Origin of the sequence: Marinobacter excellens LAMA 842 (assembly GCF_001574445.1) — a bacterium.
Classification (GTDB): Bacteria; Pseudomonadota; Gammaproteobacteria; order Pseudomonadales; family Oleiphilaceae; genus Marinobacter; species Marinobacter shengliensis.
Window position 1 is genome coordinate 15,360 of the sequence record NZ_LOCO01000025.1, and the last position, 16,941, is coordinate 32,300.

Genomic DNA, 16,941 nt, shown 5'->3' on the forward strand with positions numbered 1-16,941 from the left:
CGTTATGGCTCGTTTTTTCAGACGTCGTAAGTTCTGCCGCTTCACGGCAGAAGGTGTGAAAGAGATCGATTACAAAGATCTGGACACCCTGAAAGGCTACATCACTGAAACCGGCAAAATCGTGCCCAGCCGTATCACCGGCACCAAAGCACGTTATCAGCGTCAGCTGGCTACCGCTATCAAGCGTGCCCGCTACCTGGCACTGCTGCCGTATACGGACAGCCACGACCACTAAGCACAGATAGACAGGACCCGGGACCATGCGTGCACTGGCACAATATGTAATGCGCGGTCCCCTGCAGGCTGGCGGGGTTGCAGCAGTTACCACTGCAGTGCCCCTGTTGTTCTGGATTGGCGCAGCGGTTATTGGCCTGGTCATTCTCAGACTGGGCATCCGGCAGGGGTTGAATATCGGCCTCTGGGCATTAATGCCGGCGTTGGGCTGGGCCGTTTACGGCCAGGATCCAACGTCACTGGTGGTACTGCTGCAGGTGATGCTGATGGCATCCATCCTGCGAACAACCCTGGCCTGGGAGAAAGCACTGTTGTCGGGTGCTTTTCTGGCGATATTGAGCGGGTTGATGTTGCCCGTCATGTATCCGGCACTGCTGAACGATCTGGTTCAGACCGGTGTCAGCTTTTACGGGCAGTACAACGCCGAAGTGGCCCGGTCATTGGGCAGCGATCTTGAGCTGATCATCCGGGACACCATGAACGCCAGTATGGCTGGCACTTACTTCGCGACAGCGGTTGGTATGACCATGCTGGCGAGGGCTTGGCAGGCGGGGCTCTATAACCCCGGCGGATTCCGCAAGGAATTCCATGCCCTGAGGTTGTCGCCGGCCATTGCGGTGGTTTGTGCACTCACCATGGTGATTGGCCCGGTGTTGGGGCTCAATTCCATGCTGTTGGCCTGGGCAGCGGGTACGCCGCTGTTCATCGCTGCGCTGGGGTTGGTTCACGGTGTTGTTGGTCGTAAGCAGTTGAGCGGTAACTGGCTGGCCATGTTTTATCTGGCGCTGGTATTGCTGGGTCCGAGTCTGATGTTGCTGTTATTGGTTCTGGCTTTTGTGGATAGCTGGCTGGATATCCGGGGGCGTATACAACCCGCCGGGCCAGCTGAATAAAGCACGAAGAGGTTAACGAGATGGAAGTTATTCTGCTCGAGAAAGTAGCAAACCTTGGCTCCCTGGGTGACAAGGTAAAGGTTAAGGCCGGTTACGGTCGTAATTTCCTGCTGCCGTACGGCAAAGCTGTTCCTGCCACGGCCGCAAACGTACAGGCGTTCGAAGAGCGTCGCGCTGAGCTGGAAAAAGCGGCTGCTGAGAAGCTGGCTGCTGCCCAGGCCCGTGCCGAAGCTCTGGAAGGTGCATCCTTCACCATTACCTCCAAGGCTGGTGACGAAGGCAAGCTGTTTGGTTCTATCGGTGTTCGTGACATCGCAGACGTGGTTTCTGCCGGTGGCACGGAAGTCGAGAAGAGCGAAGTTCGTCTGCCGGAAGGTCCTATCCGGACCACTGGCGAGTTCGAGATCGAACTGCAGCTGCACTCAGACGTAGAAGTAACCATCAAGCTGGCGGTTGTTGCCGAGTAATCGGTCATCGTTGATTGATGTAAGCATGGAGTGTTGAAGCCAACGGCTTGAGCATTCTGAGACGGGCCCGAGCCGGAAACGGTTTCGGGCCCGTTGCTTTCTGGTATTCTTGTTTCCTGTTATTCAATTCAACGTTGTCTGGTGTTTATGGCCAATCCCACTCTGAAACCTGCATCCATTGATCCGGAAACCAGCCGTATCAAGGTTCCGCCCCATTCTGTTGAAGCGGAGCAGGCGGTGCTCGGTGGTTTGATGCTGGATAACCGGCGTTTTGATGAAGTCTCTGAGATCATTTCTGCTGCTGACTTTTACCGCCAGGACCACCGGTTGATTTTTGGTGCCGTGGAGCGCCTCGCCAGTGAAAGTGAACCCCTGGATGTGGTTACCCTGGCCGAGTTTCTGGAGCGTGCCGGTGACATTGAAGATGCCGGTGGCTTGTCGTATCTGGCCGAGCTGGCAGAGAAAACGCCGGGTGCGGCGAACATCCGTGCCTATGCCGAGATTGTCCGTGAGCGTTCGGTGCTTCGAAAACTGGTGGAGGTCTCTGGCCAGATTTCCGACTCTGCGTTCAATCCCCAGGGGCGAAAGAGTAGCGAGATTCTGGACGAGGCCGAGCGCAGCGTATTCCAGATCGCCGAATCCCGGTCGAAGGAAGGCTCTGGCCCCAAGGCAATCAATCCCATTTTGGCGACAACGCTGAGCCGTATTGAAGAGCTGTTTGAATCCGGTGAACAGACCACGGGTTTGACTACGGGCTTCCGGGATCTGGATGACCAGACCTCCGGTATGCAGCCAGCGGACCTGATTATCGTTGCAGGCCGGCCCTCCATGGGTAAGACCACCTTCGCCATGAACATTGTCGAGAACGCTCTGATCAGTACCGGCACGCCGATACTGGTGTTCAGTATGGAAATGCCGGCAGACGCTCTGGCCATGCGTATGCTGTCTTCCCTGGGGCGGATAGACCAGACCAAAGTCCGGAGCGGTAAGCTGGAGGAAGATGACTGGCCTCGGCTGACCTCTGCGGTGAGCCTGCTCAAGGACAAACCCCTCTATATTGACGATACGCCGGGCCTGAGCCCGACGGAGATGCGGTCACGGGCACGGCGGATTGCCAGGGAAAATGGCGGCAAAATCGGCCTGATCATGGTCGACTACCTGCAGTTGATGCGGGTGCCTGGCAATACCGAGGGCAGGACGGCAGAGATTTCGGAAATATCGCGATCCCTGAAGGGTATCGCCAAGGAGCTGAGCTGCCCGGTGGTGGCGCTGTCACAGCTTAACCGTAGCCTGGAGCAGCGGCCCAACAAGCGGCCGGTGAACTCGGATCTGCGGGAATCCGGTGCGATCGAGCAGGATGCCGACGTTATCATGTTCGTATACCGGGATGAGGTCTACAACGAAGACACCCAGGATAAGGGCATCGCGGAAATTATTATTGGTAAGCAGCGGAATGGTCCTATCGGCACCATTCGCCTGGCGTTCATCGGTAAATACACCAAGTTTGAAGATCTGGCCCACGGCGATTACAGCGATTACGGTGGTGATTATTAATGCCACGCAGTACCGTTGCCCGCGTTGACCTGGATGCTCTAAGGCATAATTATCGGTTGGCTCAGGCCAGGGCCGGTGGCGCGCGTGCCATGGCAGTGGTCAAGGCGGATGGTTATGGCCACGGGATTGTTAACGTTGCCCGGGCCCTGGCCGGCGAGGTCGAAAAATTTGCCGTAGCCTGTATTGAGGAAGCGCTGGCAATCCGGAGCGTCGGCCTCGGGCAGCCCGTCGTGTTGCTGCAGGGCGTGCATACCCCTGACGACTTGCGTGATTGCGTACAACATGGTTTTGAGCCCGTGATGCATTGCCACGGGCAACTTGACTGGCTGGCCGCGGGCCCAAACCCCCGATTCTGGCTGAAAGTGAACTCTGGCATGAACCGTTTGGGGTTTCGCCCGGAAGAACTGGATTCCGTGGTTGCCGCCTTGAGGCCGTCAGCGACGACGGGGCCATTGCTGGGGTTTGTTACCCATTTCGCCTGTGCTGATGACCTCACCAGCGGTATGACCGATCATCAAACCCGTTTGTTTGAGAACGCCACGGCTGCCTGGCCAGCGTTAATGCGCAGTGTCGGCAATTCTGCGGCCCATTTTCGGCCGGGCCAGCCGCTCTATGATTGGAGTCGGCCCGGTATCATGCTGTACGGGGCCTCGCCCATGATTGGCAAGACCGGCCCGGAGTTGGGACTGCAGCCAGTGATGACTCTTGAGGCGCCATTGATCAGCACGCGGGTTGTTCGCGCCGGAGAATCTGTGGGTTACGGTGCAGGTTGGGTGGCTCAGGAGGATACCCGAATGGGTATGGTGGCCATCGGGTATGGTGATGGTTATCCTCGCCATGCCGGTACCGGAACGCCGGCAGCCATTCGTGGCAAGCGCATTCGCCTGTTGGGCCGGGTATCCATGGATATGCTGGCAGTCGATCTGACCGGTGCGCCAGAGGCCCGTGAGGGTGATCCCGTGGAGCTGTGGGGTACGACGGTCAGCGTCGACGAAGTCGCAAGCTGTGCCGGTACCATAGGCTACGAGCTGCTGACCGGGGTCACCGCCAGAGTGCCCAGGGTCTGCGAGTAAAAGGCAGACCCACAGGGCTCTTGGGCGAGTTTAGTGGGCTTCAGGTTCGTGAATGATTTCTTCGATAAAGTCGAGAATCGCCGCCAGGCTCCGGTCATCCAGCTTTTTCAGCACCTTGTGAACAACCATCTTGCTGCCTTTAAGCATGCTGCTGATGCCCATTTTGGCCATGCCCATCATCATGCTGCTGGCATTCAGGCGCCGCAGGGGCTCCAGGAAGAAGAAATCCAGGCCCTGTTCAGTCAGCTCGACAATCAGGTTGTACAGCTTTTCGATGGCTTCCTTATCGGCTTTACCGCGCCCCTTGAGCTCGCTTACGGTATACAGGGCCCGGGTGCGCAGTTCGTCCGGGATGGGGGCCACGATATGGCTTTGTTGTTTCAGCATAGAGGTTCCTGTTGTTGTATGCTCGTCAGTGAGAATGGGTTTTACACCGGCGCTTGAAGTTGCATGATAGTGCAGCAAATGGATTGCCCGGGCCATTGGCCTGAGTGATTGCCAGCGCCCGTCATATCAGTGATATTCCGGAGGCAGTGATTCAACGTGCATGTACTTGTGGTTCACGACTATGGCCCTCTTGGCAGGGTGTTGCTGGAGCGGCTGCGAAGAACCCATCTTCAGGTCAGCCCTTTGCTGGTCAGCGACCCGGCCAATGCCGACTTGCACGCTCTGGAAAACTGGATTCCTGAAGACACTGACCTGATTGTGAATGCCCTGTGGCTGGTAGACCCCGAAAAGGCCGAGGATAATCGCGAGGCAACGCACCAGGCGGCGTTTTCCCTACCCCTGGCGCTGGCGGAGTTTGCCCGTGACCGCAACATGGCCCTTTTACAGCTGTCGTCTTGCTATGTCTTTGATGGCCGCAAGCAGGCGGCTTACATTGCCTCCAATCCCGGGCAACCAGTCAATGAACTGGGCCGCTGGCAGTGGGAGTGTGAGCAGGCGCTTCGCACCGTATTGCCCAGGCACATCCTGCTCAGAACCGGCTGGAGCCTCGCCCGGTTTATCGAGAAGGTCCAGAAAAGCACCGCTGGTAATGAAGGGCTGCATTTGCCCGGGCGTTGCAAAGGCCAGCCGGTGGCCGTGCAGGATCTGGCACGGGTGATTACCGCGGTGGTTCTGCAGGTAGATTGTGGCGCTGAGGTATGGGGCACCTATCAGTACGCCGGGGCTGAAGAAATCAACCTCTATGAGCTGGGGCTGGCGATTGCCGGGATGCCCGGTATTCCCGAAGACATAAGGATAGTGGATGAAGTGCCCGAGTGGGGGCATCTGGAGCCGGTGAATACCACCATGGTGTGCAGCAAGATTCGCAACACCTTCGGCATTAAACAGTTGCCGTGGCGAACCTGGTTGTCAGAGGAGGTGGCGATGCTGAAAACCTCGCCGGAGGCAGAAGCAGACAAGGCGCCAGCGAGCTCCTGAAGCTGCCGGCGCTGTTGGTCCCCGGGCTTACTGCTGGCAGCCCTGGCGAGCGAAATCCCGGGTGACCATCTGCAGGGCCTCAACATCAAGAAGTTCTACTTCCCGGCCCCTGGCCCGGATGATGCCCTGATTCTGGAAGCGGGTGAACACCCGGCTCACGGTTTCCACGGCCAGCCCCAGGAAATTGGCGATATCGTTTCTCGCCATGGGCAAGCTGAAGTTGGTGGGCGACATTCTGCGACGGCGGAACCGGCTGGATAGAGACAGCAAAAGGGCAGCGATGCGCTCTTCGGCGGTATTCTTGCTCAGCAGCATGGCCAGTTGATGGCTATTCTGGATTTCCTGGCTCATCAGGTGGTACATGTGGTGCTGCAGTTCCGGCAACTTGCCGGTGAGTTCCTCCAGTTTGTCTACCGGGAACTCACACACGCTGGTGCGTTCCAGGGCTTTCGCGGTGCAGGCGTAGTGTTCGCTGCTCATACTGTCGAGCCCCACCAGTTCGCCGGGCATGAAGAAGCCAGTCACTTGCTCGTCGCCACCTTCGGTAATGATGGATGTTTTGATGGAACCGCTCTTGACCGCAAAGCACGAGCGGAACGGCGTGCTCTGATCAAAGATGTGCTCGCCGCGATTGAAAATCCGTCCCTGCTGGACAATGTCTTCCAATCGCTCCAGATCGTTTTCTTCCACCGCCAGCGGAAGACACAGGTTGCTCAGGCTGCACTGCTGGCAGGAGGCCTTGAGGGGAGACACTTGGTGAAGTCGAATTGCCTGGGCCATATTGACGAACATCCGGGTTGATCCATATCAGGCTGCCGTTATGCGCAGCCGTCCTCATTCCTGGTTGGCAAGGATTGCCCCTGCTCAGGAAGCAAGACCATGGCCAATCCGGATACGCTTAAAATTTAGCGGACCGCCATGGGTGCCAATGCTGAAACATCTGGATTCTCACACATTGATCAAAATCAAGTATAGCAAAAGAGTCTAGTCTTATGCGTGGATTTTAAGAAGGCTTTGGTCTAACTGATCGGGTGCCCACCGAGTGGGTATCGCCTCAGGACGACTTCTTCTTGCGTTGCTCGGCACGGGCCTGCTTCTCGGCTTCTCTGGCTTCCTCTTCGGCCCGGGCCTGCCGAAGTTCGCTCTCCACCATCTCAGGTGTTTCCAGTGAAATCCGGCCGATGGTTCCCGCCCTGAATTCATTGAGCAGGATCTCAGACACTTTGTGGAGGTCCGGCACACCGCCCCGGCGGAAGAACTTTCGTTTCGCGGCAATGGCATCCATCAGGGCCAGGCCATCGGCCGGTTGCTGTTCCAGGCCGTAGCGGGCCATCACCAGTTCCGGGTAGGCCTTGACCAGGTAGTCTGCTTCAAACATCGCCACATCTTCGAAATCCAGCACCGCGCTGCGAATGGCGCCGGAAATGGCCAGCCGGTAACCGCACTGTTCCGGGGACAGTTTGGGCCATAGGAAGCCGGGCGTGTCATAGAGCAGTATGTTGTCTGGCAATTTGATGGCTTGCTGGGCCCGGGTAACCGCCGGCTCGTTGCCGGTCTTGGCGGCGGGCCGGCCAGCAAGGGTGTTGATCAGGGTGGACTTGCCAACGTTCGGAATGCCCAGGATCATCACCCGAAGCGCGCTTTTTTGCCGATCATGGCCGGGGGTAAGTTCCTCGGCCAGCTTGAGGATACCCAACGCTTCCTTACGTTCGTTATGGGTCAGGGTGATGGCACGAACGCCCCGTTCCTGCTCCAGCCACTGAAGCCATTGATCGGTGATCGCCGGGTCTGCCAAGTCTCGCTTGTTCAGGACTTTGATGAGCGGGGTATCACCACGAAGCGAGGGCACCAGCGGGTTCTCACTGCTGAAAGGAATGCGCGCGTCGACTACCTCGATGATCAGATCCATCTGAGGCATGACTTTTTTGATCTCCTTTCGGGCCTTGTGCATGTGCCCGGGAAACCAGTTAATCGCCATGGTGTGTGCTCCGCTCGCTGTTTAAAGGCGCCATTATGCAGGGGAATGACCAAATTTTCATAGTCGCTGCGACCCCCGTGTGCCGGGAGCCGACGGAGTTTTTTTCGGAAGTGTGTACAAAAAGAAGGGTGATCGGGGTGAAAAGTGGGGCTGGAATGTTTTAGTGTGTACAGCCTTGAACAGTGAAAGCAACGAAATCCGGTGGTTAGAGCGTGGCCACCGGCCATTTGGAGAAATTTATGAAGATTGCAAAAATTATTGGTTCTGCTTTGGTGGCCTTCAGCCTGTCAATGCCTGCATTTGCCCAGCAAGCCGCCCCTGGCCAGCCTGACCAGGTAGACCAGTTGGCCGAGATGGTGGGTTTGTCTGATGACCAGCAAACTGAAATTCGCGGCATCATCGACGACATGCAGGGCGAAATTGGTGCGCTGCGTCAGAATGCCCAGTCACTGCAGCAGGCACTGCAGGCTGAAATCAAGGCGGACTACAGCGAATCTGCCATTCGGGACAACGCCGAGAAGCTGGGTGATGTGACAGGCGAGATCGCCGCGCTGTCTGCGTTGATGCAGGCAAAGGTGGATGCGGTATTCACCGAAGAGCAGCGTGATGAGCTGGATCGTCGCATGCGGGAAATGCAGCAGCAGATGCGTCAGCAACAGCAGATGATGCAGCCTGGTCAGTAACCCGCTCCGTTGTATCCTGACCGCGCCTGCCGATGCCGCAGGTGCGGTTTATTGCCTCTCCGGTTACTCCTTTCCGGTTCCGCCTTTTCTCCGCAACACCTTCGGCACAATGGCCTTGACCTGTCTATAAGTTTATCTCACGGTTACAGTGTTTCGTGTCATCCAAATAATGCATTTGATCCTATACTTAAGGTAATGATCGAAAGGGCCCGCAAGAAGCCCTGCAAAACTCACTCATAACATGGATGGACTCTATGGCTTCAGATACGAAAGCTATCCGTTCCACTATCCTCGTTCCGGTCTTTATCCCGGCCGTTGTCGTAGCGCTGTTGCTGGTGGTCGGAACTATCAGCAACCCTGAACTGGCCGGAGAGGCGTTCAGCGCCACCCTGGCCTGGATCACCGATACCTTCGGTTGGTTCTACATGTTGTCGGTTGCTATCTTCCTGGTGTTTATTGTCTCGGTGGGCGCGTCCAAGTGGGGCAATATCAAACTGGGGCCTGACCACGCAGAAGCCCAGTATTCCTTTCCGGAATGGTTTGCCATGCTGTTCTCGGCCGGCTACGGCATCGCGCTGTTGTTCTTCGGCGTGGCCGAACCTGTGCTGCACTATGCCACGCCACCGGCCGGCGCGCCCGAAACAGTGGATGCGGCCAAGCAGGCCATGCAAATAGCCTTCTTCCACTGGGGCTTCCATATCTGGGCTATCTACGGCCTGGTGGGGCTGGTGCTAGCATACTTTGCCTTCCGCCACGGCTTGCCGCTGTCTATCCGTTCCGCCCTGTATCCGCTGATCGGCGAGAAAATCTACGGCCCCATCGGCCATGCCGTGGATGTGTTTGCCATCCTCGGTACCATGTTCGGTATTGCCACTACGCTGGGGCTGTCGGTTACCCAGATCAATGCCGGTATCAATTACCTGTGGGAAAGTGTCCCGATCAGTACCACGGTGCAGATTATTGCCATTGCGGTGATTACCGCGGCGGCGACGGTGTCTGTAGTAGCGGGTATGGATAAAGGGGTAAAACGCCTGTCTATCCTGAATATGGTGCTGGCGGTGGCCCTGCTGCTGTTCGTGTTTGTGGTCGGGCCTACCATCCATATCCTGGAAACCTTTCTGCAGAACACCGGTAGTTACCTGAGCGGTATTGTCGAGCGTACCTTCAACCTGCAGGCCTACACCCGCAGTGACTGGATCGGTAACTGGACCCTGTTCATCTTCGGCTGGACCATTGCCTGGGCACCGTTCGTGGGCATGTTTATCGCCAAGATCAGTCGCGGCCGCACCATCCGCCAGTTTGTGTTCGGCGTTATGCTGGTGCCGTCTGTGTTCACGTTCCTGTGGTTCTCGGTATTCGGCGACACCGCGCTGAACCTGATCATGAACGAAGGCCTGGATACATTGATTGCCGATGTGCAGGCTGACCACGCGGTTGCCCTGTTCCAGCTGTTTGACGTGCTGCCCTGGTCATTCTTTATTTCACTGCTGACGGTGCTGTTGATCATCACCTTCTTTGTAACTTCGTCTGACTCCGGCTCGCTGGTCATTGACTCGCTGGCCTCCGGCGGCGTAATCAATACTCCGGCCTGGCAACGGGTGTTCTGGGCTGTGCTGGAAGGTGCGGTTGCCGCGGTGCTGTTGCTGGCGGGCGGGCTGAGTGCCTTGCAGACCATGACCATTGCCAGTGCCTTGCCGTTTGCCATCATCATGTTGGTTGCGGCAGTGGGTATGTGGCGGGCCCTGGTGATTGAAGGGCACCGTGAAACCAGCCTGCAGGCGCACATGATGAGCAGCCGGCACATGACCGGCTCCCAGTGGAAGCACCGGCTGGCGGCGATTGTGGAATTCCCGGGCAAGCACGAAGTGGAAATGTTCATCAAGAACACGGTCATGAATGCCATGCGGGAAGTGGAGCAGGAACTGAAGGCCAAGGGCTGGGATGCAACCGCCGAGTTTGATTCTGAAAACCAGCGCTCGCACCTGCAGGTGCACCGGGATCACCATGTCGACTTCATCTACGATGTACGTCTGACCGAGCACCCGATGCCGGGCTTTGTTTATGGTGAGCTCAAGCGCGACCCGGACAAGCCGGAAGTCTATTATCGGGCCGAGGTGTACATGCGCCGGGGCGGTCGTTCCTACGATGTGTACGGCTACGATGAGCATGACATCATCAAGGATATTCTTGACCAGTTCGAGAACTACCTGCACTTCCTGGATATCTCACCGGGCAAACTGCCCTGGGATATGGATGAGCATGATGACATGATCAACGCACCGGACAACCCGGAGCCAGGCAAGGCCTGATCCGGTAACGGCAAAAACCCCGCCCGAGCGATGCTCCGGCGGGGTTTTTTATTATGGGGCAGGGAAAGGCTTGAACAGGATGATCAGCCTTGGCAGCAGCGTCAGGGCTCCCATCAGGGCCATGAACATGGCAAAGCCGGTGAACAGGCCGAAGTAGATGGTCGGGATGAAGTTGGACAGTACCAGAATCGAGAACCCGGAGATGATGGTCAGCGAGGTGAAGAACATGGCCTGGCCGATGCTGCGGTGGCATCGGTGCATGGTGGCCACGTAGTCGCCGTCTTTGGCTAACTCGGTTTTGAACCGGTGGATATAGTGGATGGTGTCATCCACGGCAATGCCCACGGTGATGGCCGCCACGGTGATGGTCATCATATCCAGTGGAATGCCCAGCCAGCCCATCAACCCAAGCACCGAGCCAGCCGCTATCAGGTTCGGGGCCATGCCGATCAGCGCCAGTTTGAGTGACCGGAACAGGATCAAAAACATCACCATAATAGCCGCGAAAACCACCCCGATGGTTTTGATCTGGGAGTCGAACAGGCTTTGCAGCATGTTGTTGTACATCACTGTCATACCCGAGAGCTGGACTCGTTCCGGGGTGTAGCCAAGGTCCGTCGTCAGGTGGTTGTGTATGCGGTCCAGCAGGTCCTGCCGGCGCAAATCCGGCATGGTTTCCAGAATCCGAATGCTGAACCGGGCCTGGCTCTGCTCTTCCGATATGTAGGGTGTCAGAAGAATGTCCTGCAAATCGTCGGGCACCGCGGCGGGCACAAACGCCAGCTCAACGGCGTTCAGTGGCGTACCGCCGTTGATCTGGGCGAGCAGGTCCAGGGTGGTGCTGATCGACAGCACTTTACCGGTCTCTGGCAGGCTGTTCAGGTAGTCGTGCACGTCACCAAGCTGGCGCATTTTCTGGTAGGTATACCAGGTGTCCCGGTAGTCTTCTTCGTCGCAGTCTTCCACAAACGGATCGCAATCGCTGGCGAAGGGGTCGTCGCTGTAGTTCTCAGGTGGCGGCTCATCGGTGATCACCACATCCAGCGGAGTGGTGCCGCCAAGCCGGTCGTCTATGGTGATCATGCCCTGGTGGATTTCGGTGGAGGATTTGAAGTAATCAATAAAGCTGTTCTCAACGGTCAGCCGGCTCAGACCAATCACGCACAGCACGGCAATTACCCCGGAGCCCACAAGCACGGTGCCACCGAACCGCTCGGTGAATCGGGCAAAGGCATCGGTGAACGGAATCCTGTCCGAGGTTACCCGGCTGTCCAAAGGTGGCGGCAGCAGGCTGAGCAGGGCAGGGAACACCAGGAAGGTGATGATGAAGGCTACGGATAGTCCCAGGGTCATCATCCAGCCGAAATCAATCACTGGTCGAATGCCGCTGAAGGTCAGGGACCCGAAGGCGACAATGGTGGTGATGGCCATATAGAAGCAGGGTTTGATCATGGCCATGACGGTGCGGCGCAGGACATCCCGGGGCGCAGCATCCGGCTCGTCGTGCTGGAACTCCCGGTAGCGCACAATCAGGTGAATGGTGAGCGACAGGGTCATGATCAGCAGCAGGGAAATAAAGTTGGATGAGATGACGGTGACGGGCCACTGGGCCCAGCCAAGGAAGCCGATCATCAGCCACACGGTAAAGCCGCAACACAACAGGGGCACCAGAACCCAGCGCCATTGCCGGAAGATCATCGCCAGAGTCAGCAGCAGGAATGCCAGTACACCCAGGCCAAAGGTAGACAGATCGCTCTTAATGAAGCGGATCATATCGGCCACAATCATCGGTACGCCACCCAGGTGAATGCTGGCGTGCTCCCGGTGGTTATCGAGAATCACCCGGACCTTCCTGATGGTGGCATCCCGCTCCTTGCCCAGGTTCTCGGTGTAGCGAATGAATTCCTGGCTGACCTGTTCCAGTTGCCGTTGGTCATCGGCGCTGGCGTTGCCAGAGTTCACTTTGTCCCGCAGCCCGTCGCGCCGGTTCAGCAGTTCGAAATAGCGTTCGGGTGTGGGCAGGTTAACCTGAATGGCGGTGGTGCCGGCATCTTCGCTGAGCAACAGGTTCGGGTACATGGGGTTGTCCAACAGCGCCTGACGGGCCGTTTCCGGCGCAACCTCGTGTTCGTCCAGGGTCTTGATCTCGGTGTCGACGGTATCCAGCGTCAGGTCCGGACTGTGCAGTAGCGGTACATTCAGGATGCTATTGGTCGAGCTGACGGCTTCCAGCGCCTGCAATTCGTCCCGCAGGGCTTTGAGGCGGCCCAGGCCTTCCAGGGTGAAGAGTGGCTCGTGGGGCGTGTAGGTCACCACCAGGAAGTCGTCTGAGGTGGTGAAGGTGCGGTTTACCTGCCGGTACTCTTCCAGAGAGCGATCATTCTCAAGCACCAGCGATTCCGCCGAGGCGTCCAGCCGGAACTGGTCAAAGCGCACGGCCGCCAGGGCCAGGATGGCTCCGAACAGGACCAGTACAATCCAGGGGTGGGGAAGAATAAAACGATCGTAAAAGGCACCGATGCGGTTCATGGATCAGGACTCTGCAGCGAAAAACGACTGCAGAGTGTGCCACAAACCTCAGTGAACTTTGACCTTTGATGCGGCGTCTTCGAGCGATTCGATCAGGTGTTTCAGTCGGCGGGTCATCTCGGCGCTGTCGGAAAGCTGGGTGACCATGCTCTGAGTGGTGTCCCGGATACCCTGAACATTGGCCAGCACGTCATCGGTACCGGCGGTCTGTTCGGCGGACATGTCCGCGATTTCCTGGTTGGTCCGGTCAATGCGGGTAACCACTTCATTAATCGCTTCCAGGGCCTGGCGCCCCTGTTCCGACTCCTCCACGCAGCGGGCAGCGCTCTCTGAGCTGCCGGTCATCTGCTGTACCGAGGCGTTCATGGCCGCCAGCAGCTTGTCCAGTCTGGTCTGTATCTGGTCGGTGGAGTCCTGCACCCGTTGGGCCAGTTTGCGCACTTCGTCCGCGACCACAGCAAAGCCCCGGCCCTGCTCGCCGGCCCGGGCTGCTTCAATGGCCGCATTCAGGGCCAGCAGGTTGGTCTGTTCAGCAATGCCCTTGATCTCGGTGATCGTCTGGCCAATGGCCTGGCTGTTTTCGGCCAGGGATTCGACGCTGCTGGCGGAGTTGCGGATAACCTGTTCGAGCTGGCGAATGCTGTCGGCGCTCCTGCCCACCCGTTCCTGGCCGGCAAGCGCCGTATCGCGGGCTTCGTGGGACAGGGTTTTTGCAATGCCAGACTGCTCGGCAATGCCGATGAAGCTTTGTAGCATGGTTTCGATCACTTCGGCGGAGCGGTCGGCACCGGCCTGCTGGCGTGCCAGATTATCCCGTCGGGATTCCGCTGCAAGCGTCAGTTCCTGAACCTCCCGGTTCAGACGTTCGATAGCCTCCTTCATGCTGCGAACAACTTCGACGGTACGATCCTGCATGGTGTTAAAAGCGGTAGCCATCTCGCCGATCTCATCGGTGGAATCCACCGGGGCCCGCTCGCTGAGATTGCCGCTGGCCTGAACCGACACCATGGTGTCTTTGAGGCGGTGTATGTGCCGCTCTATAAAGGAGATCAGCAATTGGGAACCGGCCATCTCAAGTGCCATAAGCACGGCAACCACCAGGGCAAACCCCGGTGCGGTGTCGGCAAATACCTGTGAGAAGGTCGCGCCAGATTGGTCAGCGATCAGCTGCATGGCGTAAAGCACCAGCAGGCAGAGCACAGCAAACACCACAATATTCAGCAACCAGAACTTGTACTTCAGCCGGGCATTGCGCAGCAGTGTCAGCATGGGCGCCTCAGTCGATGGCTTTAACGGGAATCTGCATGGCGTTGCTCGCCTGCGGAACGTCGGGCACGGCCAGCCCCAGGTTATTCTTGTCGAATACCCGGTCAGCCCGGTAACTGGAGCGCACCATGGGGCCGGATGGCACTTCCATAAAGCCCTTTTCCAGGCCGATTTCACGGTAGCGGTTGAACTCTTCCGGAGTCACATAGCGTTCCACCGGCAGGTGGTTCGGGGTGGGGCGCAGGTATTGGCCGATGGTGAGGATGTCTACGCCGATCGCACGCAGGTCATCCATGGTTTCCAGAATTTCTTCTTCGGTTTCACCCAGGCCGACCATCAGGCTGGTCTTGGTGAGTGCGTCTGGCCGGTGTTTCTTGGCGTGGGCCAGTACGCTCAGGGTTTTCTCGTAACCGGCGCGGGGGTCGCGCACACGGCTGGTCAGGCGTTTGACGGTTTCCACATTCTGGGCGAAGACGTCCAGGCCGGAATCCACCACCTTTTCCACATCGCTCATCACCGCATCAAAGTCCGGAGTCAGAGCTTCAACGGCTACTTCCGGGGTGCGCTGTTTGATGGCAGAGACACACGCGGCGTAATGCGCGGCACCGCCGTCGTCCAGGTCATCCCGGTCTACCGAGGTCAGTACGATGTAGCGCAGGCCCATCAGTTCCACAGACTTGGCGGTGTTCTCCGGCTCTTCCGGGTCCAGCCAGCCTTTGGGGTTGCCGGTATCGACTGCGCAGAATTTGCAGGCGCGGGTACACACCGAGCCCATCACCATGATGGTGGCGGTGCCGTTGGTCCAGCATTCGCCAATGTTCGGGCAATGGGATTCCTGGCACACGGTGCTCAGGCGATGCTCTGAGACATTGCGGCGCACGGCATCGTAGCGCTCGCCGCCGGGCATGCGCGCCCGCAGCCATTTCGGCTTGCGCTCCAGGGGTTTGTCTTCCGTGTGTGATGAAGAACGCTTCACGCCGTCCTTGATGGCGGAAAAACCGTGTTCGTTACGGAATTTGGAACCACTGGTAATGCGGGGCTTTGCGCTTTCGCTCATTGGCCAGGAACTCTCGGATAAGGGTGTGGTGAACCTTTAAGAGTAATCGGCAGGCAGGGCAGTTACAAGGCAGGTAGGGGCAATCACGGGGTTACCGGGCACGACTTTGGTCGTACCCGGTTGAGGGAAATCAAGCCTGGGATTTTTCCAGGGCCTGAGTGATATCGGCGATGATATCGTCGGCATCTTCAATGCCGATCGACAGCCGTACAAGGTCTTCGCTGACCCCCGCACTTTTCAGCTCGTCAGCATTGAGCTGGCGGTGGGTAGTGGTGGCCGGGTGGCAGGCCAGGGACTTGGCATCGCCAATGTTTACAAGGCGCACGATCATGTCCAGCGCATCGATGAACTTCGCGCCGGCTTCGCGGCCGCCTTTAATGCCGAAACTCAGAATGCCGGAAGCCTTGCCGCCACAGATTTTGTCGCAGGTGGCCTTGTAAGGGCTGTTGGCCAGAGTTGCATAGTTCACCCATTCAACGGCCGGGTGATCTTGCAAGAATTGCGCAACTTTTTCGGTGTTTTCGCAGTGACGTTCCATGCGCAGTGCCAGAGTTTCCAGACCCTGCATAATCAGGAACGAGTTGAACGGCGACAGGGCAGAGCCGGTGTTGCGCAGCGGAACAACCCGGCAGCGGCCGATAAAGGCGGCTTCGCCCAGGGCTTCGGTGTAAACTACGCCGTGGTAGGACGGGTCTGGCTGGTTCATCATCGGGAACTTGTCGGCGCTGGCCTTCCAGTCGAATTTTCCGGAATCCACCACAATGCCCGCTACGGTGGTGCCATGGCCGCCGATGTACTTGGTCAGCGAGTGCACCACAATGTCTGCGCCATGCTCGAACGGACGGCACAGGAACGGCGTGGCCACGGTGTTATCGACAATCAGTGGAATGCCGTGCTTGTGGGCGATCTCGGCCCACTTCTGGATGTCCACCACGTTACCGGCCGGGTTGCCGATAGACTCGCAGAACAGCGCGCGGGTCTGGTCGTCGATGGCGTTCTCTACCGCCGCGAAATCATCGTGGGGCACCATTTTGCACTCGATGCCCTGGTTCGGCAGGGAGTGGGCAAACAGGTTGTAGGTGCCGCCGTACAGCTGGCTGGTGCTGACAATGTTGTTGCCCACCTTGCAGATAGTCTGCAGGGCATAGGTGATCGCGGCCATGCCGGAGGCCACGGCCAGCGCGCCAATACCGCCTTCCAGCGCGGCCATGCGCTCTTCCAGAACCGCGTTGGTGGGGTTCATGATGCGGGTGTAGATGTTGCCCTGTACCTTCAGGTCAAACAGGTCAGCACCGTGCTGGGTGTCGTCGAAGGTGTAAGAGGTGGTCTGGTAAATGGGCGTGGTGGCGGCCTTCGTGGTCGGGTCGCTCTTGAAGCCGGCGTGCAGTGCGAGAGTAGCTGGTTTCATCACAACGTTCCTTGCTGGTGGATTGTTCGTTATTGGTTTCAGGCCCTGAAGTATGGCACAGAGGT

The 16,941-nt window shown here is 57.9% G+C and carries 15 protein-coding genes; 8 read left to right on the forward strand and 7 right to left on the reverse strand.

From position 1 onward, the window contains the following. Positions 1–4: 4 nt before the first annotated feature. The 5 genes from rpsR to alr all read left to right on the forward strand — a co-directional run bounded on the left by rpsR (position 5) and on the right by alr (position 4,221). Positions 5–235, forward strand: a complete 231-nt coding sequence (gene rpsR / locus J122_RS16685) for a 30S ribosomal protein S18 (protein WP_008937282.1) — start codon at positions 5–7, stop codon at positions 233–235. Positions 236–260: 25 nt separating this feature from the next. Then, entirely contained in the window at positions 261–1,127 is an 867-nt protein-coding gene (locus J122_RS16690; RefSeq protein ID WP_061333281.1) for a hypothetical protein, read from the forward strand. Positions 1,128–1,147: 20 nt separating this feature from the next. Continuing rightward, complete coding sequence (rplI, locus tag J122_RS16695) at positions 1,148–1,594, forward strand: 50S ribosomal protein L9 (protein WP_058092236.1); 447 nt, start codon at positions 1,148–1,150, stop codon at positions 1,592–1,594. A gap of 147 nt (positions 1,595–1,741) precedes the next feature. Further along, entirely contained in the window at positions 1,742–3,148 is a 1,407-nt protein-coding gene (gene dnaB, locus J122_RS16700) for a replicative DNA helicase (RefSeq protein ID WP_058092235.1), read from the forward strand. Then, a complete protein-coding gene (alr, locus tag J122_RS16705; protein WP_061333282.1) occupies positions 3,148–4,221 on the forward strand; it encodes an alanine racemase in 1,074 nt (357 codons plus the stop codon). The genes dnaB and alr overlap by 1 nt, the downstream gene beginning before the upstream one ends. A gap of 30 nt (positions 4,222–4,251) precedes the next feature. Here alr and J122_RS16710 read toward each other — a convergent pair whose 3' ends face one another. Beyond that, entirely contained in the window at positions 4,252–4,608 is a 357-nt protein-coding gene (locus tag J122_RS16710) for a hypothetical protein (protein WP_058092233.1), read from the reverse strand. Positions 4,609–4,764: 156 nt separating this feature from the next. On the opposite strand from J122_RS16710, the gene J122_RS16715 reads away from it, so the two are divergent. Beyond that, positions 4,765–5,646 carry an SDR family oxidoreductase gene (locus tag J122_RS16715; RefSeq protein ID WP_061333283.1) on the forward strand — a complete coding sequence of 294 codons (882 nt, stop codon included), beginning with the start codon at positions 4,765–4,767 and terminating at the stop codon, positions 5,644–5,646. Between the two features lie 27 nt (positions 5,647–5,673). Here J122_RS16715 and fnr read toward each other — a convergent pair whose 3' ends face one another. Together fnr and ylqF are read right to left on the reverse strand one after the other, a co-directional pair. Then, positions 5,674–6,426 (reverse strand): fumarate/nitrate reduction transcriptional regulator Fnr, encoded by a 753-nt coding sequence (fnr, locus tag J122_RS16720; RefSeq protein WP_061333312.1) that lies wholly within the window; start codon positions 6,424–6,426, stop codon positions 5,674–5,676. 274 nt (positions 6,427–6,700) lie between these two features. Then, positions 6,701–7,624, reverse strand: a complete 924-nt coding sequence (gene ylqF, locus J122_RS16725) for a ribosome biogenesis GTPase YlqF (protein WP_061333284.1) — start codon at positions 7,622–7,624, stop codon at positions 6,701–6,703. A gap of 239 nt (positions 7,625–7,863) precedes the next feature. Between ylqF and J122_RS16730 the strand changes: the two genes are divergently transcribed. Beyond that, the gene (locus tag J122_RS16730; RefSeq protein WP_061333313.1) at positions 7,864–8,307 is read left to right on the forward strand and encodes a Spy/CpxP family protein refolding chaperone; all 444 of its coding nucleotides are present in this window, start codon (positions 7,864–7,866) and stop codon (positions 8,305–8,307) included. A 254-nt stretch (positions 8,308–8,561) separates the two neighbouring features. Next, a complete protein-coding gene (locus J122_RS16735; protein WP_061333285.1) occupies positions 8,562–10,616 on the forward strand; it encodes a BCCT family transporter in 2,055 nt (684 codons plus the stop codon). A 51-nt stretch (positions 10,617–10,667) separates the two neighbouring features. On the opposite strand, the gene J122_RS16740 is transcribed toward J122_RS16735, so the two are convergent. From J122_RS16740 to J122_RS16755, 4 genes are all read right to left on the reverse strand, one after another. After that, positions 10,668–13,145: an efflux RND transporter permease subunit gene (locus J122_RS16740; RefSeq protein WP_061333286.1), complete on the reverse strand. Its 2,478-nt coding sequence runs from the start codon at positions 13,143–13,145 to the stop codon at positions 10,668–10,670. A 48-nt stretch (positions 13,146–13,193) separates the two neighbouring features. Beyond that, entirely contained in the window at positions 13,194–14,414 is a 1,221-nt protein-coding gene (locus J122_RS16745) for a methyl-accepting chemotaxis protein (RefSeq protein WP_061333287.1), read from the reverse strand. Positions 14,415–14,421: 7 nt separating this feature from the next. Further along, on the reverse strand, positions 14,422–15,468 hold the full coding sequence (lipA, locus tag J122_RS16750) for a lipoyl synthase (protein WP_061333288.1): 1,047 nt from the start codon (positions 15,466–15,468) through the stop codon (positions 14,422–14,424). Positions 15,469–15,598: 130 nt separating this feature from the next. Further along, the gene (locus J122_RS16755) at positions 15,599–16,876 is read right to left on the reverse strand and encodes an O-acetylhomoserine aminocarboxypropyltransferase/cysteine synthase family protein (protein WP_061333289.1); all 1,278 of its coding nucleotides are present in this window, start codon (positions 16,874–16,876) and stop codon (positions 15,599–15,601) included. Positions 16,877–16,941 lie beyond the last annotated feature (65 nt).